The sequence below is a fragment of the Streptomyces sp. Act143 genome, assembly GCF_003143935.1.
Classification (GTDB): domain Bacteria; phylum Actinomycetota; class Actinomycetes; order Streptomycetales; family Streptomycetaceae; genus Streptomyces.
In genome coordinates, this window is sequence record NZ_QFRX01000001.1 from 7,084,481 (window position 1) to 7,105,656 (window position 21,176).

Genomic DNA, 21,176 nt, shown 5'->3' on the forward strand with positions numbered 1-21,176 from the left:
GGTGTCGAATGCCTTCGCGCGGTCTCGGCGGGCTTCCAGATGAAGATCATCTCCCAGATTTCTCCCAGCAAGGGGCGACCATCTGAGGACCCGGCGCGGAGCCGCCCGGTTGCCACAGCGAGTTTGCGTGTCAGGTGAAGCTCTTGCGGTGAGCGTGCAGGGAGTGCGTCGTCCCGACTGGACCGCGGCTGCTTCCCCATCCGCCGCTCGTCGCGATGGCCCAACCCTTCTGCTCCTTCGTCTGTGCGGCGAAGGTGCGGAGGTCCTTGATGGAGTAGCCGCAGGTGAGGGTGCCCCGAATGCTGACGAATTGGCTGCGTGGGGTTCACCGATCGCCTCGTCGCATCGATCGGGAAGAATGCCGCAGCGGGCCCGACCTACCGGATGGCGTAGCCGCACGGCGGCGCTCCGTCACCTGCCAGCGCCGGCGTCGGTGTTCGAGGAATGCCTTCCACAGTTCCAGCCGATGGCGAGAGTCCTTCGGGAACGTGAAGCGGAGGACTCCGAGGACGACGGTGGTCACCAGCACGGACACGGACTCCGGATGGTCGGCGAGAAGCGACACGGATCAGTCCTCCCCCTCGCAAAGGTCGAGCGAGGCGGTACCCAACAGCACCCGGTAGGCATCGCCGTGGCTGGTGACTCTCGCGCCCTTGATTCCGGCCTCCGGGTGGGTCAAGGCCCGGGCCAGGTCGTGGGGTTCGGGGTAGCCGGTCCAACGGAACTCCCACGAATCCCCAGCGCCCCATAGTCGGCGCACGGCACCGTCCCGGAGCACATCCGGCTCACTCCTGCGTTCGACTCCGGGACGCTCCAAAGGATCCCAGGACAAGCTGGTCGCCCAACGCCCACGGCGGTCCACCAGGTTATAGCGGGACACGAGGCCGGCCAGCAGGGTGGCGGCATCACCCGAGATCGGGGGAACCTCCGCCAGTGCACGACGCTCATGCGCCATGAGGTCTTGGTCGACCGTGAGAGAGCGGTCCCGGGGTCCGATGCTGCGATTGCCGCCGCGGGGGCAGCCAGCCGGATCCCCGGTGATCGTCAGCCGTGCACCAGTCGGCAGATGGCGCAGGAGGACAGAGACATGTTCATGGCAGACGTACGTGTCCTCGTACCGAAGGCCGGGAACACCGCGCGAACTGCCCTTAGCGGCGGGCAGCAGTCGGGTGGCCACGTTCTCCGGGGCGCGCTCCGCCACCATCACCAACTGGTCCCGACGGGGCGACATCACCGGGTCGTATGAGGCGACAACCGCGTAGTTCCACTTCGCCGTCGGGCCTGTGTATACGTTGCCGTTGAAAAGCGCGAGGGCCAACAAGGCTCGAAAGGAACGCTGTTCGCCCGAGCAGTGATCCAGGCCCAGCCCGTGAGTGCCGCCGCGGATCGCGAACCCGGCGGCGTCCATGCTCTCGCCGGTGTACTGGGCACGGAGCTCAATCCGGTCCTCGGTCGACATGATGTGGACGGGCAGTCCGCCCAACTCCCTGGCGGCGGCCAACCTGGCCTTCTGGTAGGGGACGGTGTCCCCCGACTCGCCCTGGATTCGGCGTGCGAGTTCGGTGATGTCCCTGTCGAGCGTCATGTCCGGCTCCTGGTGGGCGCGTGTCAGTGCTCCCGCCCACTGCGCCCCATAGGAGGAACAACAGCCCTACTTCACGCGCGCCCGACGGCACTTTGCGCCCTCAACCCTGGGCAACTGCGGGAGGAGTCCAGGTCCGACGTAACGGCGAGCGTGGTCGCCTCACCGGATCATAGCGCCTTCGCGGCAAGTGGACGGCATGTGTAACTACCCGCAGTGGTCCTGCAGTTGGTTAAAGTGCCGGTCGATCGCTTGCCTGCTGGGCGTCACCACTTACGCATCGCTCACGACTGACCGTCCTCTGCGCCTTGGGAGGCGGAGCGCATCAGTTGCTCGAAGTTCTCCACCCAGTAGCCGCTCACCAGCTCGCCATGCAGCGTCAGCTTCGGGTTGATCACGATGCGGATGCCGCGTGTCATCATCAGCCGTACGAAGCGATCGAACTGTTCGTCAGTCAGAATTGCCGACACGGTGAAGTCGGGCAGTTCGATGCCTGCTCGCGCCCAGTTCTGGAGGTACGTGTCCAGCTCCAACGGGTTGTGGAGCAGGGAGATCACACCTTCCACCACGATGGGGTCGCCCGTCTCCGCGTCTACGAGGTAGGCGAGTGGGGCGTAATACCGCTTGCAGTCGGAGTAGGCGTCGCCGATGGCGCGGGTGTATCGCACAGCCCTGGCTCCTGTGCAGGGCACAGGATCGTGACCTTGGCTGAGGAGGTGAGAGTAGGGGCCGTAGGCGGAGCCGTCGACTGCGTAGCAGAGAGGGTCACCAGCCTCACGGGCCTGAGAGATCCCACGGTTCATTACCTCTGCGGTGTGTGCGGCGTCGCGTGCCGAGAACCGGCTCACTCGCCCGCGGTCCGTGCCGTAGCGGACGGTCCCGTCCTCTACGGCGAGTTCGACGCACCAGGTGCCCTGCGAGAAGTCGTCGTACTCGGATTTCCAGGCGATGGGGGCGAGCTTCAACGAAGACTTCAGAAGGCCGCCAAACAGCCACTGTCCTCCCTGAACCGCAGCCAACCACCCTTTGTAGTCGAAGTTTCGCAGCAACCCGTTCTCCCGGAAAAGGGCTGCATCGATGCCTCCGAGGACGCGGTCCGTGGGAGTGCGGCATGACTCGTGCACGAGTCCGACGTCTGCTGGCACGCCCTCCTCGTCCACCTCGACCATGGGCGCTCCGTCTTCCGAGATGGAGTCGCCGCAGTGCCTGCACAGGAAGGGGTCCTCGATACTCGAGGCCAGGGATGCGCACTGAACTCCGTGGGCGAGCGCCGCGAGATCTCCATTGGGGTCATCAGCGAAGTTAGAGGGAGCTACGACCAGCCGTGCTTCCCGGTACTCGTCGAGATGACGGTCCAAGTAGCGTTCGAGTCCGGCATAGGTGGCCCAGCGACCAACGAGCTCCCATCTCTCTCCCTGGGCCAGTTCTACATGGCCTTCGCTGAGCTTCACGCGCCTCACACCGGTGTCGTCGAACCGCCTGACGTCCGTGATGAGGAAGTCGCACTCCTCGAACGGGTCTCTCACCAGCACGACCTCCCGCCCGTATGAGAGGCCGGACAGAAGGTCCTTCGTGAAGAGCTCCGAGGCGACCCCGTCGTATGTGCCGTCGACGTTAGAGGGCTGGCTCACGTACCTGCCCATGCGCTCCCTCAGGCCGGCGGCGCTGAGGGAGAGGCGATCTCTGGCCAGGGAGACCGAGAACGCGATCAGGGCGCTCCACAGCAATCGAGGAGGAACCACGGCCTTGCTGCCCAGCATCAGCAGAGCAGCAGACTCCAGGGCCCCTCCTTCTCTGATGTCCAGAGAACAGATCCGCATCCTGGCCAGGATGCGGTGGATATCCGCTGGTGGGATCGGGATGCCGGCCACGGCCTGGTAGTGGGAGCTGATGAGTGCCTCGGTCTTCCGCAGGACGTCCTTCTCCCCATTTGTCAGAGGAGACGTCTTGCTACCGGCCTCGTTGAGTCGAGCGGCCTCGGTGAGTTTACGAAGCACTTTCCGCACGTTGGCGGAGGCTTCTATCGAAGTGGCGAGCACGTACACATCGCCTGGACGCTTGTCGCCTACGTACTGACCGACGAACTGGGCCAAGACGGATCCGAAGTCCGACGTGGGGTCTGCGGACAGGCTGATCGTGTTCTTCGCCTGGATGAACAGTCGACCAGCTGGGCCGACCAGTACGAGGTCGTCGATGTCGTCCGCTGTCTCGAAGCGCAACTCGTCAATCTGCACGTCGCCGAACCCCAGAAGATCAAGCTCTGAGGCATCGCACAGCATGTGGCTCATGATGAGAGCCGCGATGCGCTGCTGGAAGTCGATCCCGGAATGTGTCGCAGCACCGCCGCTGTTTCCCACTGAAGCTCCCCTCTTCGGACCGTGGATGCCTCCATCGTCGGTCAAATCCACTACCTCTTGATTCTGGACGAGGTTCGGTGAATATCCTCATCCTCGGATCTTGCATACGTGCAGGTCGGTGGATTGGCGTGCGACGGAGTAACGGGGTGTTGGTTGCTCGTCGGGAGAAGGTCATCTCCCAGGATCCGCCCAACGTTTCCTGTTTGATGCAGCGTTCGGTTCGTGGGCGCGGGCGGACTGCGATGCAATCGCGGCGGCTGCTGCACAGGGTCTCCGTCTTCCCTCGGGCCGCGAGGGCCCGGAAGAGCTTGCAGGCTTGAGGCAGACGGCACCCTCTGGGGTACCTGATTTGTTCTCTTTGAGATGCCCCTGCCCGGATCACGACCTGACACGTTGGCCTGAGGAGTAGCAGTTGGTCGAGTCCGCCAAGCTCCGCAACAGCGCCCGATGGGTCGTAGTCCCGGCCTTGGACTCCGCCAAGGGGAGTTGCTCGGGCTCCACTGGGACGACATCGGTCTGGACTCGGGCTACATCCGCCTAGTGTGCCGACTCTCGTAGGTAGCGAGAGGCAGCCTGACGTGCGGGTGTCCTCAACCTCTTGAGGCGCGAATCGGTAGAGAGCTCATCTGCTTGATTTCCACGCAGAATCAGGGGCTTCCTGGTATTGTCCTCGCGTGGAAATCACTCTGCAGCAAGCAGTGAGTGATCTCCAGCGGGTGCTGGAGATCATCCGGAGCGTCACGCGCGAGGTGTACGCGACCAACGCCGACCGTCACGACCCGTCGCACGGGGACGACAACGGCACCTTTGCTCAGCTGGTCTGGCGGAACATCGCCAACCTCTCCTTCAAGAAGCTCAACGAAGCAGGGATTCCGGTCCGAAGAGTCGCCGGCGGGGCCATCGAGGTCACCTCCGGATGTTGGGTCGTGAGGATCTACAAGTTCCCGCTGACAGCCCCTGACAAGGTGCGGGACAAGCTCGAACAGCTCAGTTGGGACGGCAGCGCCGCTCGACTGCGAGGCGCCGTGCTGAACAGTGCCCCGAAGGATCAGTTGGCGTTCGACCAGGACCCGGACTGGGCCGAGAGCTTCGCTGAGGCCGTTCGGCAGGGGCATGTTCGGATCATGCACACGGGTGACCCGGAGACGGGAAACTGCGTCATCGAAGTTGGCCTTCCGCGGGACAACCGAGAAGGCGGTTCGCCCTGGCTTGATGGCACCGTCGAGATCCACAATGATCTCCAGCTGAGCCTCCCGGCTCCGCGGTCGACCGAGGACGTGCTCGTCGACCTGGGTGGGCTACCCCCAGAGGGAGTTTCGGATCGAGACGGCCAGTTGCCGTCCGAAACGGATTCCGACGAGGATCGACCCGCTGCTGGGAAGGAACCGAAGGCGCCCGACCACACCGACCTCGAAGAGAACGACCTGCCGCTTCGCCGGCGCACCGAAGAGACGCGCGACGAGCGCGAGAACACAGACTGAGAAATCCATGCCGACACCGCCGCGAGGATCGAGAGGCGCTGAGCTCGCCTCCCGCTCCTTCGAACCCGAAGCTCTGACCACGGCCCGACAGCTTCGAGGGCTGCGCAAGAACGAGCTTGCCCGGAAGGTGGATCTCACGCCGGCAGCGGTCAGTCAGTATGAGCTGGGCCAGAGTCGGCCTTCGGCCACGGTCGTTGCGCAGCTGGCCATGGCCTTGGGGGTGCCCGCCACATTCTTTGCTACGGGGCACCCGCATCCAACGGTGCCCAGTGCTGCCCACTTCCGAAGTCTCAGGGCGACCACGCAGCTGCAGCGGGATCAGGCGGTTGCGTTCGGCAAGATCGTCTGGCGGCTGGTTACGACCGTCGAGCACTACGTGGAGCTTCCCCCTGCGGCGCTGCCGCGACTGGCCCTGCCGGCCGAGCCGAGCAGGGCGGACATCGCGGCCGTGGCCCGCGATGCGCGTGATGCCATGGGGGTGCCCAGCGGTCCGATCCCCCATGTGACCCGCCTGCTAGAAGCCCATGGCGCCGTGGTCCTGGAGCTACCGGCTATGTCCAAACGGGTGGACGCCTTCTCGCACTGGTACGGGAGCAGGCCGTTGGTCTTCCGGAACCCTGCCAAGAACGACAAGGCTCGGTCGCGATTCGATGCGGCTCACGAGGCTGGGCACCTGGTCATGCACCTTGACGCTGAGCCCGGCAGTCGCATTGTCGAGAACCAGGCGCATGACTTCGCCGCCGAGTTTTTGATGCCGAGCGCTGAGATCCTTGCGGAGTTGCCGCACAGGCTTGACTGGGAGGCGCTCTACGGCCTGAAGCGACGCTGGGGGACTTCCCTCAAGGCTCTCGTCTATCGTGCCCATGCTCTCGGTGCCTTCCGGGACACGACGTACAAGCGGGCCATGATGATGCTCTCTCAGCACGGTGATCCGGAGCCTTGCGACCTCGGACCTCGTGAAGCGCCTCTGCTTCTGGAAAAGGCGGTCCGCCTCTGTGAGGAGACGGGCGTTTCATTCGATGATCTTGTCTCCCGCTCGGGCCTGCCGTTCGAGCTTGCGAACGAGGTCTACGCGACCGCGACAATGACGAGGCCGCGCCTTGCGCTGGATCCATCCGAGGAGAGCGAGAAGTCGGTCACCCCTGAAGTGCTGACGCTATTCCCCAGCTGATGGTGATCCTTCCATCGGGAGAAGCTCTCACCCGTCACGGACGAGGCTCGCGTTCTACAGCGCAATGATGTGGCTGGCAGCCAGGGCGGCCCACGCCGGGGCCTCGGTACTCAGCCGTGTTGTGATGTTGCGCTACTGCTGTTGATCCCGTCGACGGTCCACCCCCGGTGCGTGCCGGTTTCGGTCTCGCGACCAACGAGGCGTGCCCAGATGCGAATGCTGCCCGCACGTCTGTACGGGCGCCTGCCCCGATACGGGTCGTGTAGTAGATGTCTCGTGTATCCAATTATGAAAAGAAACTGACCACACATCACATCTGGCGCTAGCGTCACAGATGTCCCTGTGGGCCTAGCAGGCCCCGTACCTTTGCATCCCAGGACGCTCGTGAAGATCAAGCGCGTATGTATCGAGAACTTCTGCTGCCTGCGCACGCTGGATGTCTCCTTCGATGCCATCACCTCCCTCATCGGCCCCACAGGCGTTGGTAAGTCCACCGTGCTGCGCGCCCTTGACTGGTTCTTCAACGGAGACAAGGGCGGAGGACTCGGGGAAGAGGACGTTCACTCGGCGGCGGAGGGCAAGCGGATCCGTGTGGAAGTGGAGTTCGACGGGCTGACGGCTTCCGACCGCGCTGCGTTGGGCTACTACGCGCCCGACGGGGTTGAGACGGTACGGATCTGGCGTACCTGGGAGGACGGGGACGATCGGATCACTGGGAAGGCCCTGGCCTACCCGCCGTTCGACGAGATTAGGCGGCATGAGGGGAAACGGGAGAAGCACAACGCGTACAAGGCCCTGCGGGAGAGCGACGCCGGACTTGACCTGCCCGCCACAAAGAGCTGGGACGATGCAGACGCCGCGATGCGCGTCTGGGAGTCGAAGAACCGCGATCGGCTCGCTGAAACGGACGTCGAGGGCACACAGTTCTTCGGGTTCGCCGGCCAGGGGCTGCTTGCCAAGCTGATCGACTTCGTGTTCGTCTCCGCCGACCTCCGCGCATACGAGGAGGCGGACGACAGCAAGGCCACGGCGGTGGGTCGGATCCTTGAGCACGCGGTGGACCGATCCGAGGCCGACGCTCGGTTCACATCGATCGAGGACGCCGCGCAGACGGCGCGCGAGAAGGTGCACGAGGAGGTGTACGGGCCGATGCTGAAGAGGCTGTCGGGTTCGCTGTCCGACGAAGTCGCCAAATTCAGCACGGGGCGGCACATCGTCGTGAAGCCTGTGGCACAGACTCCGAAGCCGGCCAAGACGACTTTTGCGGTCAGCATCAGGGACGGCGCGGCCATGACCTCGGTGCGTCGCCAGGGGCACGGCTTCCAGCGAGCGCTGATCATCGCCGCGTTGAAGTACCTTGCGGAAACTCGTCGGCCTGAGGACGGGACCCGGTCGCTGTGTCTGGCGATCGAAGAGCCGGAGCTTTTTCAGCATCCCGCGCAGACAAGGGTCTTCGCCCAGGTTCTGCGCGGCCTCGTCTCTTCGGCAGCGGACCGAACTCAGGTGATGTACGCGACTCACAGCCCGGTATTTATCGACCCGCGCAACTACAAGCAGATCCGTCGGCTGGTCAGGGTGGGCAGCGGGCAACACCCCGATGTCACCGTGCGACAGCTCTCCGAACAGGATTTGATTCAGTCTCTCATCGGCCGAGTGTCGGATAAGTCCATCCGGCGTCATGCGACTACGCGCTACGTCAAGGACCTGGCGGAGGGGCTTTTCGTCGCGGCTGCTGTGCTCGTCGAAGGAGAGGCGGACGAGGCGGTCATCCTCGGGTTCGCCGAGCAGCAGGGCCTCAGTTTTGGCGCGAACGGCATTAGCGTGATCAACGTGGAAGGCAAGGACAATCTCATCCTCGCCCACGCCATCCTGAGCGGGTTCGGTGTCAAGTGCTACGTCGTCTTCGATGGCGACGCGGGGCCCAAGGCGTTGGCCGGAAAGGCTGAGGCAGTCCGCGCGGCGGGCGAGAAGAACATGAACATCCTTAACTATCTCGGCGCTTCGGCGAACGCGCGGCCAGCCACCGCATGCGAGGCGACTCATACGGTGTTCGAGGATGACCTGGAGACGTATCTCGCTGAGCACTGGCCGGCGTGGACTGAGCGTCGCAAGGAGTTGGCGAAGCAGGGCGATGGTTACGTGGCCGACTGCAAGCACGCTCCGACGTACGCCGAGGCCGCTCGTACTGCCAGCGGGGAGCCGAAGCTCCTGTACTCGCTTCTGGAGAACGTGATGGCGCTGGCCAGTTAGCCGTCTTACGTCAGACAGCGCTCTCCTTCCACGGGCTCGCGTTCTGTGCAGGGGACCTCTCTGCCGAAAAGAGGTCGCCTGCACTCCTGCTCGCGCCATAGGCGATCTTTCGAGTGCGGACGGTGCTCCTTATGGTGTTGGGATGGCAAATGGGGTGTGGCACACCGGATATGACATAGAGATCAATCTGTCCCTGCCCGACCTCGGTCACGAGGACCGCCCGGATCTGCTCCGAGAGATCACCGCGAGCGTCGCCGACCGCGACCCGCAGCTGCTCGAATGTCTCGCGCACCACCATGGGCGCGAATGCCTGTCGGAGTCTGGCGGAAAGTCTCCGTGGATGTTCATCCGGCGAGGCCGTGTTGGAGGCCGTCGGCCGCTCGTGGCATCACACGTGCCGATCACGCACAAGGCGACCCCGGCAGAGAGCGCACAGCACAAGGCCACCAAGGAACGGATCGTCGACACGGCCTCGCGCTCCGGCCTGGAGGCAGATGCCGAAGTCTCCACGGCGAACCGGCGAACGGTCTCCGATGCCCTCGTCACCGGCCCCGGTGGTATCCGCATCGGCTGGGAGATCCAGTACCACCACATCAGCCCCAGCAGCGTCCACCGCCGGTCCGTCAACGCCGTACAGCATGAGATAACACCGCTGTGGGTGGCGAAGGACCGTACGGCCTCGCTGATCGACCGGGCGCCATGGGCCCGTGTGGACGATATGCCGTGGAAGGAGATCGCCGACGGCAAGGAGATGCTGATCCGCGGTGGATACCGCTACCTCCAGGTCTGGAAGTGCGTGCCCAGCAGCGATCGCCACTGTCCCTTGTCCGAGGGAGCAGGCCACTGCGGCGGGATACATGCCGAGTGGTTTCTTCCTGCGCTGTGCCAGCCGGAGAAGAACCCGGTCCATATTGAGGATCTCGTTCTCTCCAGCGCGACGGGAGACAGCGTCCCCGTCTACGTGCCTAATCGGGGCAATGGCCGGGCCGGACGGCATATGTGGGTGCCGGCGGACGATTGCGAGTTATGGCGCGAGCTGGTCGGGGAGAAGGCACCCCTACCCGTCGCGCCGGAGCAGGAGGAGGACGACCAGATCACCTTCGCCGAGCAGGAGATCGACCGGACATGCCGCGCTGGCGAAGAGGGATGGTTTGTCAGCGACGCCCGGCCCATCCGTGATCTGGGACAGCCCACCGGTGGCTACACCTTGCCGCGCATGCCGCTGCAGCGGTCTGTGAAGCCGTCGCTGATCACGTCCGTCGAGCGAGCCGCCGCCTCGGCCGCGCTGGGTTGCCCGACCTGGGAGTTGGGGCTGTGCGCAGGCTGCGGTCAGCTGATGCGTCGGCACGGGCGCCATGCGGCCATGTACTGCGCGGTGTGCCGCTCCGAGCTCAACGACCGATAGCCGGGATAACAGCGGGCAGGCGGCTGCTCAGAGGCCGGTGACGGGCTGCCCCGTTAGTGCTTGGGCGATCTGCCAGAGCTGGCCGCCGCGGGACGCCTTGACGAGTACGACGTCGTCGGGGCGGAGGATGGAGTCGAGGTAGGCGGCGGCGGTGATGTTGTCGCCTACCAGCGCGATGTCTGGCACCCCTGCCGAACCTGCCGCGAGGGCGAGTTGCTTGGCCATTTCCCCGCCGACCGCTACGACGAGGTCGACGCCGTTCTCGGCTGCCATGCGCCCGACCTCGCGGTGGGCTTCGACGGCAGCGTCGCCCAGTTCCAGCATTTCTCCGAGTACGGCGATTCGCCGGCCGCCTGCGGCCTCGGTCGTGTCGCCGACTGCCTCGGTCATCAAGACTCTCCGTTGTGAATGAGGGGCGCGAAGGTGATCGCGCGGCCGGTGTAGGACGCGGACGCGCGGCTGAGGGGGACTCGATCGTGAGTCTGGCCCCAGGCCGATGGGTCTCGGAAGTGGATCGTCGGGTCGGGGCTGTCGTCGTAGCCGCGAAGGATGACGAGGTGGCCGCCGGCGCGGCCGTCGTCCGGGAACTGCTCGGTCACGGACACGATGAGCGGCGCATGGTCGAGCCGCGCCGTCAGATTTTCGACGGGGACGGGCTCGGCGGTCGAGGGGACTCCGAGGTCGGTCGCCAGGCTCGCGATCCCCGCGTGAAGTGCTCCACGCGGGGTCAGAATCTCATGCTTGACCGCGAGTTTCAGCAGTTCCGTGACCGTGGGTGCCTCGCGTCCGTAGGCGAGCAGGATCATTCTCAGCGAGGCCAGGCCGCACGCCCGGTTGGACCATTCGATCCTGTCCCCGAGTGCCCATCCGCCGTGCAGATCCCACTCGGCGGGGTCGATGAGTTGACGGCACAGGGGGACCTCGTGGACGCGCGGCACAGCGGCGGGCTCCTACGGCGAGACGGCAGCCTCCCGAGCCCGTGTGGTGCCGGCGAACGCGGGAGTGGGCAGGGGTACATCGTATGGCGGGCGGGTCAGGGCCTCGTGCAGCATGGCCAACACGACGTCCGTGTGCGTGAGTCCGACCATCGCTGCCCCCACCGCGAAGTTGCTGTCCCTGGACATGCCCGGCGTGCTGTTGACCTCCAGCACGTAAGGATCACCGTCCTCGGTGAGAATGAAGTCGATGCGCGCCGAACCGCGCAATCCGAGCCCGTCCCACAGCGTCCGGGCGTGCTTGGTGATCTTGTCGAGCACGGCGGGAGCCAGGTCGGCGGCGCGTACGGTTACAGCGCCCTTAGAGTCCACGTCGAGCTTCGTGTCGGCGTCGTAGAAGTCGGCTTCGGTGGCCTCGGTGGCCAGCGGCGGGAAGACGACGACCGAGCCGCCCGGCAGCTCCAGCAGCCCCACAGTCATCGGCGTGCCGGTCACGTACTCCTCGACGAGCACTGGCGTGCCCTCACCGCCGGCGGCTTCCGCCAGAGCGCCTGGCAGGTCTGCCGGATCGCGTACGAGGCTCATGCCCACGCTGGACCCGCCGAAGGGCGGCTTCACCATCGCGGGGCGCCCGTTCCAGGTCACCGGGCCGCCGGACCAGACGTGCCAGCCGGGCGTGGGGACGCCGAGGGTCAGCATCACCCGCTTGCAGAGGATCTTGTCGGCGGCCACCGCGGATGCCCCGACCCCGCTGCCGCAGTACGGCACGCGTAGGTAGTCGAGCAGGCCCTGCATCCGGCCGTCTTCGCCGTAGGGGCCGTGCAGGTTGGAGAGGGCCACGTCGTACTCGACGAGCTCCATGATGAAGTCGGACTCGCAGGGGTTCAGCACCTTCCAGCGGGCGCCGATCTCTTCCAGCGCCTCGGCCAGAGCGGTGACAGATCGCTGTTCGACGGGGCACTTCGAGTGGTACAGCCTGTCCTCGGCGGACACGGGCCCGTAGACGAGCGCGACGCCGAGGCCCTGGCGGCTCTGCCCCCACTCGCGAAGCGCCTCGGCGGCCTTCTGTACCGCAAGGTCCGAGCTGGCGTTGAGGAAGAGAGTCATGCGAGTACTCCTTCGAAGGTGTGGGTGACCGGGCCGCCAACCCACTGAGTTCGGTTTGGCCGGGCGTCATGCGGCCGGACCGTGAGCGGCTCCCCGGCGCGGTTGTGGACAGTGACGGCGCGACGGACCACCAGCCCGCGCATGGCGGCGACGACGACGGCTGCCACGGCCCCGCTACCGCACGACAGGGTTTCCGCCTCGACGCCGCGTTCGTACGTGCGGATCTTCAACTCCTGGTGGCCGGCGGACTGGACGAAGTTGACGTTCGTCCCCAGCGGAGCCAGGTTGATGTGGTGGCGGACGAGGCGCCCGACCATGACCGCGTCGATGGCGTCTACGTCGTCCACGATGGCTACGACGTGTTCGGTGCCGGTGTGGGCGCTGTCGAACCAGGTCGGCCTGCCGTTGATGACGGCCTGTAAGCGCCGAGGGAGGACTTCACCCACCTCGGCCGTGACCCACACGGAGTCGTCGGACACGACGGCCTCGTGCACCACGCCGGCCATCTGGAGGCTTATCTGCTGGAAACCGTGATCACGGTGAGCGGCCCAGGCGGAGCACCGCAGAGCGTTGCCGCACATGGTGGCGACCGAGCCGTCCGCGTTGAAGCAGGTGACTTCGAGGACGGCAGGGCTTTTACTGATCAGCCTGCTGATGACCAGACCGTCCGCACCCACCCCGGTACGCCTGGCACACAGACGTTCCGCCTCCTTGGGCCACTCGATCTCGTCGTCCGGGTCGAGGCCGGAGAGCAGGACGAAGTCGTTTCCGGCGCCATGGATCTTGCGAAAGCGCATGGCAAAGCTCCTCGTATGGTGAGGTGGGAATGACAATGCGACGCCCGAACAGGGCGGGGGATCAGCGGAAGTCGATGGGCCGGTACGTCGTCCGGGCTTCCCGCATGACCCAGGGCTCCCGCCTGGCAAAGATCAGTACACGGTGGGCTGCGGTGCCGGCCGACCGCATGTCCCGGACTCGCTGGTACACCCCGTCGAGGTAGACGAAGTCACCGATGCGGACATCGCTCGGCGGCCGGGTGCTTCCCATGGTTCCGCGAGGCGGAGGCGGTATGGAGGGCGGCTCCTTGGGCCCGCGCTCGTACATCAGCCCCTCCAGATGCCGAGCAGGAGGGAGCCGCCGATCGTGTGAGGCTTACCACGTAGGCGAGTTGTTGGCTGCGTGGAGTCATCGGGTTCCGATCAGGTGATGCTCCACGCGGCTGCGGACTGACGGGATGCCTATCTCGGTGAGGGGCACCCAGGCCGCTGCGCCCGTCTCGATCATTGAAGGGAAGACCGCGCCCGAATGGGCCCGGAAGAGGTAGCGGATGCCGACCCGCAAGCGCGGCCCGTACCTGTGCTGGCCCGGCCTGGTCACGTCGATTAGGAAGGGGCCCTCGGCGCCGGGCTGCGTCCATACGTCCCGGATACCGGCCTCCTCGGCCAGCAGGCGCAGGGCCGCCTCGCTGAGGGAGTCGTCCGCATCCTCTGGCTCCGCCTCCGCGAGGGCGTAGCTTCCCTCGTGCCGCAGGCAGAGGACGCGGTTGCGTTCGTCGAGGACGATGGCTCCTGTGACCACGAGGGGGCAGCGCTGGCCGTGGGTGCAGGCTCGGCGCTGCGAGTGGTCGCGGGCCGCGTCGTAGACCGGCAGCAGCGCCATCCTGTCGGCAGGGTGCTCGTGGAGGTAGTGGGAGAGCTCCCGGATGATCTGGTCGTCCCTGACGCTCACGGGGCATCCAGCCCGTTCCGCTCGATGTAGATCCACAGCAGGCGCTGGGCCAGAAGAGCGGTATCGCGGAGGTAGAGGTACGTCCCGAAGGCGGGCGTCTCGGCGGTAGGCCGGTTCGTGAGGTCGACCAGCCTGGTCCCCTGGCGAAGCAGCTGCCGCACCTCGTTGTCGTCGTCGGCGCCCAGGTCCTCGCGGAGCAACCGGTTCAGGTCACCAGCGATCGCCGGCAACTGCCTGTCCATCGCCGCGCGGGTCGTGGTGTCCATTTGCAGGCCGAGGATGGTGTTCGTTCGTGAGGAGATCGCCTCTACGTCGATGGGGGTGTCGTCGCCCTCGGTGTCCTCGGCCGTCTCGATCGTCTTGCCGGTACTTGCCACAGTCATCTCTGGCCCTTCCGGAGCACGCTTTCAGCCGTGCCTATAAAGCTAGGAAGGGAGTTGGGCGGGGCTCCATGAGTGTGCCGGAACTTGCCGGGCATTCACCCTAGAGATTCGATGGCAGCGGTGATGAGTTCACGCGCTGCAGGGCCGTAGACGGCAAGTTCTGCCAGCTCGCTGAACGTTTCGGCATACATGGCAAGTTCGTGCTTCTGGACGACGGTGAGATGCGCCGAGATCAGTTCGACGTTCACCAATTCGTCGTCGTACAGGAAGAACCCTTCGACGGGCCAGAGCCCCGAACGGTCGGCGTCCTGGGGGATGATGCCGATGCTCACCGACGGGAGCGCCATGGCGCTGAGGAGATAGCCGAGTTGGCCCGCCATCACGTCGGTGCCACCGATGCGGTACCGCAGCACGCTCTCCTCCAGGAGGATGGCGAACGTGTGGTTCCCGTAGACGACCTCTTGCTTCTCCACCCGCACCTTGACGGCCGCCGGCACATCGTCGATGAGTCCTCGGCGCTCACGAATGGACGTCAGAAGGGCGGTGATGTACGACGCCGTCTGCACAGGCCCGGGAATGAGCCAGGGCGAGTAAATACGAAAACGCTCAGTACGTTCCCACAGGGGGACAACGGACTCCTGCGCCCACTTGAGTCCGTAGCGCTCCATCTTGCGCCACTCGATATACATGCCCTCAATTCCACGGGCTGTCGAGACGAGGTCCTCTGCCTCACCCTCCGCGCCGCACGCGGAACACCAATCGCGAAGGTCGCGCTCCGAGGGCGAACGGGCGCCGCTCTCGAAGCGCGAAGCCTTCGACTCATGCCAGCCCAGGCTTTGGGCCAACGCTCGCTTGGTGAGGCCGGCTGTCCGCCGGATCTCGGCCAGGCGCTGTCCGAGCGCCCTGCGGGCTTCCTGGACGCTTGAAGACGGTGATGTCATGTCGGCGCGAGGGTGATGTTCGAACTATCAGGCCAGGTCGAACTCTGCGTGTGGCGTCGCCCGCTTCCACACGGCCTCGAAGGCCGACTCGCAGAGCTTCGCCACCTCCGGGTCCTCCGTGAGTTCGACCTCCATGTTCTCGCCCTCGCCGTCGAAGTGGTTGACGAGGACGAGGCTGGAGTCGAACAGCCAGAAGTCGTTGCCCGGAAGAGAGATGTCGGTGGCGTTGCGCCGGGAGAGCCACCGCACGCCTTCGCCGGCCGCGATGTTCAGTCCGTCCGTCACGTCGTACTCGAAGCGGATGTACTCGCTGACCGGTGTCGAAACGACGCGGGCACGTCGAACCTCGACGCCTCGCGAGGCCGCCTCCGTGACGATGGCGTGCCAGTCAGCCCAGCGCTCGGCGGGATCGAGGACCACACCGGCCTTCCAGTCGATGAAGGCCGGGTCCGACTTCATGTAGGCGTCGCGCATCTCCAGATGGACAGCCGTCCTCTGGCAGTCGCGGAACAACTCCTCAAACGTCGGGGGCCTCGTCATCCTTCTTCACCTCCAGGAAGAACTGCACCATGCGCCGGGGGATCTCCACCACCGACTCGTGGCCGGGGATGTCCATCTGGCCGAGGCGCTCGGCGTCCTCCACCTTCCACCCCTGCACGAGGTAACTGTCCTTCTCCTCGTCGAGGTAGATGGTGGGCGAGCCGCCACTGGGACTCTCCGGGTCCTTGCCGAGCTTACGCAGGGCCATGATGTCCTCCTCGGATGCCGGTAACGATCTCTGTGCCAGAGCTTGCCCGCGCTTGAGCCCGCAAGCCAGGAACTTGCCGAAACTTGCCAGCACTTCGGGCGGCGACCCGAGCGGTGAAGCCTGGTCGACGGGGCAGAGCGACTGGATGCGGTCCACGTCGATGGATCACCAGTTCGCCGGAGGCAGACAGGGAAGATCCCGCAACCACTGGTGCACCGCGAACAAGCATGTCAACGTGGACGACCTTCCGAACCCGCAGGTCAACGACCCTCAGCGACCTGTCCATGGGCCTACGGAGGCGCCCCTGCAACCGCACCATCCCAGCGATCCCTTCCGCCCCGAACTACCGGACACGGTGTACTGGGTCACCCCGCGCCACTTGGCCGGAGATGACGAGGTGCTCGCCGAGCTGATCGGCGACGCCCTGGCCGGCCTCGGCTGGCGCATGTGGCCGACCTCGCGCCACACGCTGCTGTACGTCAGCCCGGACGGGCTGTGCGGCGCCGAGTGGATCCTCGCGGCCTACCCGTTCCACCTGGGCGGACTGCCGGTGGCCTGGCAGTTGAGTGCCCGCTCCCGTGCCACGTCTGCAATGACGGAGTGGAACGCGTACTTCACTCCCGGCGTCCCGTACGAGGCGCTCGCTGATCTCCTCGTGGCGATCGATGCATGTGAGGAGCCCGATGCCGGCCTCGCGGGGCCGGAGACGGTCCTTGCCGCCCTCACTGCCCGGGGCTGGATTCGCGACGTGGACCGACCCCGGACTACCGCCACGGACCCCGGGTTCACCTCCAGTGTGTCCCTGGAACTGCTACCGCCGCTCATCCAGGACGCTGACCCTCGCCCCGACTTGATGGGCTGGCAGGCGTGGGCAGAACCCGTTCTTGGCGCGCCGTATCTGTGGTGCGCCAGCTTCAGCGCCAGCGTCCCCCACGACGTGGTCGCCGCGTTCGTCTCCCCGCTCGCCTCACCGGTCCCTGTGCCCCGCCGCACCCTCCCCAAGAGCACCGAGGGTCGGCTCACCGTCGTCAACCACAGCTGACGACCCCTGCCCCAGAGGATCCGCCGACGGGGCCACCTGTCACAAATGCCCCTGAGTAGAGGCACATTCGCCGTGCTCGCCAGGAGACAGAAAGGAAGAGGTCTTGTTCTTTCGACGTGCGCGCGAGGATCGGGCTTTCCGTGAAGTCCAGCGTGCGGGCTTTGTGCTGATTCTGGCAACGTCCTGGTGATCGTCTCCGGCTTGCCGAGCCTGGTGGATGCCAACCTGGAGAAGGCGCTCGCCAAGGTCCAGGCTGCCCCCTGACCGCCCCTATACGCCCGCGCCCCTCTGCCTGTTCTGGGCAGAGGGGCGCGGGCGTATGCGCTGCATCACCGCGTCTTGCGGGGCCGGCCGTCTCGGCTTGCGACGGGCGAGCCAGCGCGTCGGCTAGCCCTGGCCGCAGCCGGGGTGTGGTCGGGCACCGTGGTGGCGTCGGCGGGTAGGTCGGCCATACGGCGCAGTCGCCACACCAGCACATCACTGATCGAGTCGGCGGTGCCCAACTCCCGACGTCCGGCAGCCTCCGCCAGTAGCGCGGCCGGGTCGTGGCCGGCGCTCCCGGTATCGGCGAGGGTGGCCGCCAAGGCGTGCCAGCCCGGCTCGGCCAGGATCTGCTCGGCCAGCTCCGGCACGGCCGACCGAAGATGGCCCACCTGTTTCTGGCGCAGGGGCTGGGCCAGACGTCGGCCTCGCTGGTACAGCACGACCAGCGGGATCTCGGCTGCCGCCCGGTAGGCGGCGCGCAGGTGCTCGGCGGCCTCGCGAGCCGCGGCGGCCTGCTGAGCGTGCTCCTTCTTTGCGTGCCACTGGGCGGCGGCGGTGACGAGGAAGAACGCCATGTCGATCACCATGGCGGTGGTGGCGCCGTCTTCCCCGCGGCCGAGTGCCGGCCCGCTGTGGACAAGGTCGCGGGCGGCCTGGCGCAGGGCGCGGTCGTGGCCGCGTTCGGCCTTGATGTGGGAGCGGGTGGCCCGCTCGAACGAGAAGGCCGCCTCCCGCAGTTCGGTGCGGGTGTGGGCCGCTGAGGTCTTGGCGAGCGCGTCCAGGACCTCCCCGGCCGCAGCGATATGCGCGGCCACCTGCGCGTCCGCGCCCTGGTCGATGACCAGCACCGCCTGCCAGGCCGCGGTGGCGGCTCGGCGCCGCGCTGCCGCTGGGCCACTTGGTGCCGGGCTCGTGGTCCGGTCCGGTGGCTTGTCGGGATTCTGGGTGGCGGTGTCGTCGGACCAGCGCCGACGGATGCGGGGTAGGGACAGGTCGGGGGAAAGCGTGGAGCCCGCGTAGAACACAGGCTCTTTGTCGCCGTTGCGGTCGTCGGGGAAGGCGACCTTGTAGCCGAGCAGGTCACCGGAGGGTGCGATGCGTTTGCGGATCAGTACGCCGGCAGCGGCCAGGCGGTCGAAGAACTCCTCCTCGCTGGTGGCGCCAGCCACCGCGCGGCGCGCGGTCTCCCGCAGTTCCTCGCGGGAGGTGCGGCCCTTGCCCTGCCGCTTGGCCTTGTGCCGTTCGGCGCTGGTGGGGCGCTTGGCGGCGGTGCCGTCCCCGGGCGGGACGCGGCGCAGGTCGTAGTCGGCTTCGATGCGGCGGCATTCGGCCTGGGCGCGGCGGGCCTCGTTGTGCAGGCGGGGCCGACGGCCGTCGTCGCGGACGAGGGTGGCGATGATGTGGATGTGGTCGTCGGCGTGCCGGACGGCTGCCCACCGGCAGGCTTGCTCGTCGCCTTCGGGGGCGATACCGGTGGCGGCGACCATGCGGCGGGCGACGGCCGCCCAGTCCTCGTCGGACAGGATCGGGTCCTCCGGGGCGGCCCGTACGGACATGTGCCATACGTGCTTCTCGGGTCGCTTGCCGACGGGCAGGGCGTTGACGGGCTGGTCGAGCAGCCGCTGGAGCTGTTCGTAGGTGACCTTCGGGTCGCGACCGGGGTCGAGGGTGAGTGGGTCGAAGGCAGCGACGAGGTGCGGGTCGATGTGCTCCTCGGCGGTACCCGGGCCGTAGAGGTAGTTGATGAGCCCGATCGTCTCGCTGCCGCGATCGTGGATGCTGGGGATCACTCAGCGGTACCGCCGTCGCGGTGAGCGAGCAGGGCATCGGCGGCGTCTTCCATGCGGCGGGCCGCACTGCGCACGGCGTCGGCCGCCGTGTCCAGGTGAGGTGCGCCGGCACCGGAGTTGAGGGCCTTGGCGACCTGGTTGAACAGGCCGTGCATGCGGCCCAGGTGGCGGCGGGCGGCGAACAGCTCGTGGATGACCTCTCGTTCGGTGGCGATCTCGGCGGCGGTGCGGTTCAGGTCGCGGGCGGCTTTGTCGACGGCGTACGCGAGGAAGGCGGCATTGGACATCTGGCAGTGGGCGGCGGCGTCGGTGAATCGCTTGAACTCGGCGTCGTTCATGCGGCAGCTGGGCTGGTGCAGGCGCTTGCGCGACTTCGGCTGACGGGTGCGCTGACGTCTCTTCGAGAGGGACTCGGCCTGCCGTTCCCTTCCCTGCTGCGGTCCGCCCTCGGTCGCAGCCTGACCGCCCGGTGCCCCCTGGCGCCGGGCTGTTCCCACCACCCCTGGGGCGGGAATCCCGGGAGCATTGCTCCCGGTACAACTTGCTGGCGCCGAGGTTGGGGTGTTGATCTCCTTTTGGGCGCCGCGGAGTTCGTGGTGAGAGTCGTGCATCGAGCGGTCTTCCTTGGGGCTTGGGTGTAGGGGCGGTCTCATTGCGGGTGGCCGGCGGGCCTGGTGCGTAGGTCGGCCTTGACCGTGCGGACGACTTCTCCGGCGGTGTCGCTGGCGACGCTGTAGCCGTTCTCGCGTACGGCGTTCTCCAGCAGGTCACGGGAGAGACGTCCGGTGTCGCGGTGGAGGCGATGGGCGTACTCGGTGAGGAGGTTCCGTGTCGCCCGCGGCTTGGGGCCCGGGCGATTCGACTTCGCCCGCGCGGCCTTGCCCAAATCGACGTCCAGCGCTTCCTCGCCCGGTTTCGGTTCCGGGCTGGTGGCGGTGCGGGCGGGCTGTTGCGGGCGGTTTTCGGCCTGAGTTCGGGCTGCCCGGTCGGCGGCGTCCCCGCCCGCGGCCTTTGAAGGCGGGCTGCCCGGAATGTCTGCCCGAATTGCCGTGTTGGCCCGCAGGCCGGCGATCGTGGATCCGTCCATAGACCCGGGGGCGAGGTAGTGGGGCCAACGGGCGGGCAGTGGGATGGAGGCCAGGGCGAGGGCCTGTTGCCGGGTGGCGAGTTTGCGCAGTAGCAGCTCGTCCTGGCGTTCGTCGCGGTCGATGTCGGCCTGCTCCAGTGCTTGGTGCAGGCGGCGGGTGAGGCGCTGGCCTCGCCGCTTGACGCGTTTCTCGGGCTTCATGGCCTCGGCCCGGAGGATCAGGGTGACTGCGCGGTCGAGGGCGCGCTCGCGGATGATCCGGGCGGCGTCCGCGTCCCGGTCGGCAATACTCAGGCGGGCGAGTAGGCGTTCGCGTGCCTGTCGGGCGAGGACGGCGGTCAGGCTGCGGGAGCCGGCGTGCGGGCTGCGGTTGCGCAGTTCGATGCCCATGGCCAGGTGCCACAGCATCGCCGCCAGGACCGGGCCGACGAAGGCCCGCACGGTTCCGCCGACCAGCCCGGACTCGGCGTAGGCGGGCACGATCTGCACGCCGGTGATCACCCAGGTGAGGGTGCCGGGCAGGCCGGGCGCCTGCTTCGGGCCGTTGAGGTTAGCCCGGGCCATCAGCGCGGTGGCGAACAGGGCGAGCTCGGCGACGGCGAACATCGCGGCACGCTCGATGGTGCCGCCCATGTCGAGGTAGTCGGCGGCGAAGCGCCAGCTGGTGTCCGCGCTGTAGGCGGTGCAGCCGATCGCGGCGACAGCGGCAACCGGGATCGCGGCGGTGCGACGTCGCTGCCCGTTGCCGGGCTGGCGGGCGCGCTGCCACCGCCATCCAGCGGTCAAGGCGAGGGCGACGAGCAGCAGCACGGCGGCGGTGGGCGAGGTGATCCAGTGCGCCAGGGACGCTGTCGGAGTCGCTTCGTCGCTTGTGGGCACGGTGTTGCCAGGTGTCATGCAGGGGC

20 protein-coding genes are annotated in these 21,176 nt (G+C 66.8%); 5 read left to right on the forward strand and 15 right to left on the reverse strand.

Translation table 11 applies throughout. The annotated features are described in order from the left end of the window. Nucleotides 1-568: 568 nt before the first annotated feature. Nucleotides 569-1,585, reverse strand: a complete 1,017-nt coding sequence (locus DI272_RS32415) for a hypothetical protein (RefSeq protein ID WP_109498724.1) — start codon at nt 1,583-1,585, stop codon at nt 569-571. 281 nt (nt 1,586-1,866) lie between these two features. Next, nucleotides 1,867-3,984, reverse strand: coding sequence for a hypothetical protein (locus DI272_RS32420; protein WP_146238412.1), 2,118 nt, complete (start codon nt 3,982-3,984; stop codon nt 1,867-1,869). Between the two features lie 629 nt (nt 3,985-4,613). Between DI272_RS32420 and DI272_RS32430 the strand changes: the two genes are divergently transcribed. The 4 genes from DI272_RS32430 to DI272_RS32445 all read left to right on the forward strand — a co-directional run bounded on the left by DI272_RS32430 (nt 4,614) and on the right by DI272_RS32445 (nt 10,246). After that, nucleotides 4,614-5,420: a hypothetical protein gene (locus tag DI272_RS32430; RefSeq protein WP_146238413.1), complete on the forward strand. Its 807-nt coding sequence runs from the start codon at nt 4,614-4,616 to the stop codon at nt 5,418-5,420. A gap of 7 nt (nt 5,421-5,427) precedes the next feature. Further along, entirely contained in the window at nt 5,428-6,591 is a 1,164-nt protein-coding gene (locus DI272_RS32435; RefSeq protein ID WP_109498727.1) for an XRE family transcriptional regulator, read from the forward strand. A gap of 384 nt (nt 6,592-6,975) precedes the next feature. Further along, a complete protein-coding gene (locus tag DI272_RS32440) occupies nt 6,976-8,841 on the forward strand; it encodes an ATP-dependent endonuclease (RefSeq protein ID WP_109498728.1) in 1,866 nt (621 codons plus the stop codon). Between the two features lie 142 nt (nt 8,842-8,983). Then, complete coding sequence (locus DI272_RS32445; protein ID WP_258314749.1) at nt 8,984-10,246, forward strand: hypothetical protein; 1,263 nt, start codon at nt 8,984-8,986, stop codon at nt 10,244-10,246. 27 nt (nt 10,247-10,273) lie between these two features. Here the strand turns inward: DI272_RS32445 and DI272_RS32450 are convergent, their stop codons facing one another. From DI272_RS32450 to DI272_RS32495, 10 genes are all read right to left on the reverse strand, one after another. After that, nucleotides 10,274-10,636 carry a glutamate ligase domain-containing protein gene (locus DI272_RS32450; protein ID WP_181387383.1) on the reverse strand — a complete coding sequence of 121 codons (363 nt, stop codon included), beginning with the start codon at nt 10,634-10,636 and terminating at the stop codon, nt 10,274-10,276. Further along, nucleotides 10,636-11,184 carry a C39 family peptidase gene (locus DI272_RS32455; RefSeq protein WP_258314750.1) on the reverse strand — a complete coding sequence of 183 codons (549 nt, stop codon included), beginning with the start codon at nt 11,182-11,184 and terminating at the stop codon, nt 10,636-10,638. Before DI272_RS32455 ends, DI272_RS32450 begins: the two co-directional genes overlap by 1 nt. 12 nt (nt 11,185-11,196) lie before the next feature. Next, complete coding sequence (locus tag DI272_RS32460; RefSeq protein WP_109498729.1) at nt 11,197-12,288, reverse strand: ATP-grasp domain-containing protein; 1,092 nt, start codon at nt 12,286-12,288, stop codon at nt 11,197-11,199. Beyond that, complete coding sequence (gene dapF, locus DI272_RS32465) at nt 12,285-13,085, reverse strand: diaminopimelate epimerase (protein ID WP_109498730.1); 801 nt, start codon at nt 13,083-13,085, stop codon at nt 12,285-12,287. Before dapF ends, DI272_RS32460 begins: the two co-directional genes overlap by 4 nt. A 61-nt stretch (nt 13,086-13,146) precedes the next feature. Continuing rightward, a complete protein-coding gene (locus DI272_RS32470) occupies nt 13,147-13,335 on the reverse strand; it encodes a hypothetical protein (RefSeq protein WP_258314751.1) in 189 nt (62 codons plus the stop codon). 138 nt (nt 13,336-13,473) lie between these two features. Then, on the reverse strand, nt 13,474-14,016 hold the full coding sequence (locus tag DI272_RS32475; protein ID WP_109498732.1) for an NUDIX domain-containing protein: 543 nt from the start codon (nt 14,014-14,016) through the stop codon (nt 13,474-13,476). Beyond that, nucleotides 14,013-14,399, reverse strand: coding sequence for a hypothetical protein (locus tag DI272_RS32480; RefSeq protein WP_109498733.1), 387 nt, complete (start codon nt 14,397-14,399; stop codon nt 14,013-14,015). Before DI272_RS32480 ends, DI272_RS32475 begins: the two co-directional genes overlap by 4 nt. 95 nt (nt 14,400-14,494) lie before the next feature. Beyond that, a complete protein-coding gene (locus DI272_RS32485) occupies nt 14,495-15,340 on the reverse strand; it encodes a helix-turn-helix transcriptional regulator (protein WP_109498734.1) in 846 nt (281 codons plus the stop codon). 27 nt (nt 15,341-15,367) lie between these two features. Next, the gene (locus DI272_RS32490; RefSeq protein WP_181387384.1) at nt 15,368-15,880 is read right to left on the reverse strand and encodes a DUF6879 family protein; all 513 of its coding nucleotides are present in this window, start codon (nt 15,878-15,880) and stop codon (nt 15,368-15,370) included. Next, nucleotides 15,858-16,088: a hypothetical protein gene (locus DI272_RS32495; protein WP_062723440.1), complete on the reverse strand. Its 231-nt coding sequence runs from the start codon at nt 16,086-16,088 to the stop codon at nt 15,858-15,860. Before DI272_RS32495 ends, DI272_RS32490 begins: the two co-directional genes overlap by 23 nt. A gap of 355 nt (nt 16,089-16,443) precedes the next feature. Between DI272_RS32495 and DI272_RS32500 the strand changes: the two genes are divergently transcribed. Further along, complete coding sequence (locus tag DI272_RS32500; RefSeq protein ID WP_109498736.1) at nt 16,444-17,130, forward strand: DUF317 domain-containing protein; 687 nt, start codon at nt 16,444-16,446, stop codon at nt 17,128-17,130. A gap of 329 nt (nt 17,131-17,459) precedes the next feature. Here DI272_RS32500 and DI272_RS32505 read toward each other — a convergent pair whose 3' ends face one another. The 3 genes from DI272_RS32505 to DI272_RS32515 form a co-directional block, all read right to left on the reverse strand. Then, nucleotides 17,460-19,184 carry a relaxase/mobilization nuclease domain-containing protein gene (locus DI272_RS32505; protein WP_109498737.1) on the reverse strand — a complete coding sequence of 575 codons (1,725 nt, stop codon included), beginning with the start codon at nt 19,182-19,184 and terminating at the stop codon, nt 17,460-17,462. Then, nucleotides 19,181-19,522, reverse strand: coding sequence for a plasmid mobilization relaxosome protein MobC (locus tag DI272_RS32510; RefSeq protein ID WP_109498738.1), 342 nt, complete (start codon nt 19,520-19,522; stop codon nt 19,181-19,183). The genes DI272_RS32505 and DI272_RS32510 overlap by 4 nt, the downstream gene beginning before the upstream one ends. A gap of 311 nt (nt 19,523-19,833) precedes the next feature. Next, nucleotides 19,834-21,168 carry a hypothetical protein gene (locus DI272_RS32515; RefSeq protein WP_258314752.1) on the reverse strand — a complete coding sequence of 445 codons (1,335 nt, stop codon included), beginning with the start codon at nt 21,166-21,168 and terminating at the stop codon, nt 19,834-19,836. Nucleotides 21,169-21,176: the final 8 nt, after the last annotated feature.

Bases quoted from the DNA above. Each gene is read 5' to 3' on its own strand.
- DI272_RS32490 (WP_181387384.1), bottom strand. From the start codon at position 15,880: ATGACGAGGCCCCCGACGTTTGAGGAGTTGTTCCGCGACTGCCAGAGG.
- DI272_RS32470 (WP_258314751.1), bottom strand. From the start codon at position 13,335: ATGGGAAGCACCCGGCCGCCGAGCGATGTCCGCATCGGTGACTTCGTC.
- DI272_RS32480 (WP_109498733.1), bottom strand. From the start codon at position 14,399: ATGACTGTGGCAAGTACCGGCAAGACGATCGAGACGGCCGAGGACACC.
- DI272_RS32415 (WP_109498724.1), bottom strand. From the start codon at position 1,585: ATGACGCTCGACAGGGACATCACCGAACTCGCACGCCGAATCCAGGGC.
- DI272_RS32450 (WP_181387383.1), bottom strand. From the start codon at position 10,636: ATGACCGAGGCAGTCGGCGACACGACCGAGGCCGCAGGCGGCCGGCGA.
- DI272_RS32445 (WP_258314749.1), top strand. From the start codon at position 8,984: ATGGCAAATGGGGTGTGGCACACCGGATATGACATAGAGATCAATCTG.
- DI272_RS32460 (WP_109498729.1), bottom strand. From the start codon at position 12,288: ATGACTCTCTTCCTCAACGCCAGCTCGGACCTTGCGGTACAGAAGGCC.
- DI272_RS32435 (WP_109498727.1), top strand. From the start codon at position 5,428: ATGCCGACACCGCCGCGAGGATCGAGAGGCGCTGAGCTCGCCTCCCGC.
- DI272_RS32495 (WP_062723440.1), bottom strand. From the start codon at position 16,088: ATGGCCCTGCGTAAGCTCGGCAAGGACCCGGAGAGTCCCAGTGGCGGC.
- DI272_RS32485 (WP_109498734.1), bottom strand. From the start codon at position 15,340: ATGACATCACCGTCTTCAAGCGTCCAGGAAGCCCGCAGGGCGCTCGGA.
- DI272_RS32515 (WP_258314752.1), bottom strand. From the start codon at position 21,168: ATGACACCTGGCAACACCGTGCCCACAAGCGACGAAGCGACTCCGACA.
- DI272_RS32510 (WP_109498738.1), bottom strand. From the start codon at position 19,522: ATGAACGACGCCGAGTTCAAGCGATTCACCGACGCCGCCGCCCACTGC.
- dapF (WP_109498730.1), bottom strand. From the start codon at position 13,085: ATGCGCTTTCGCAAGATCCATGGCGCCGGAAACGACTTCGTCCTGCTC.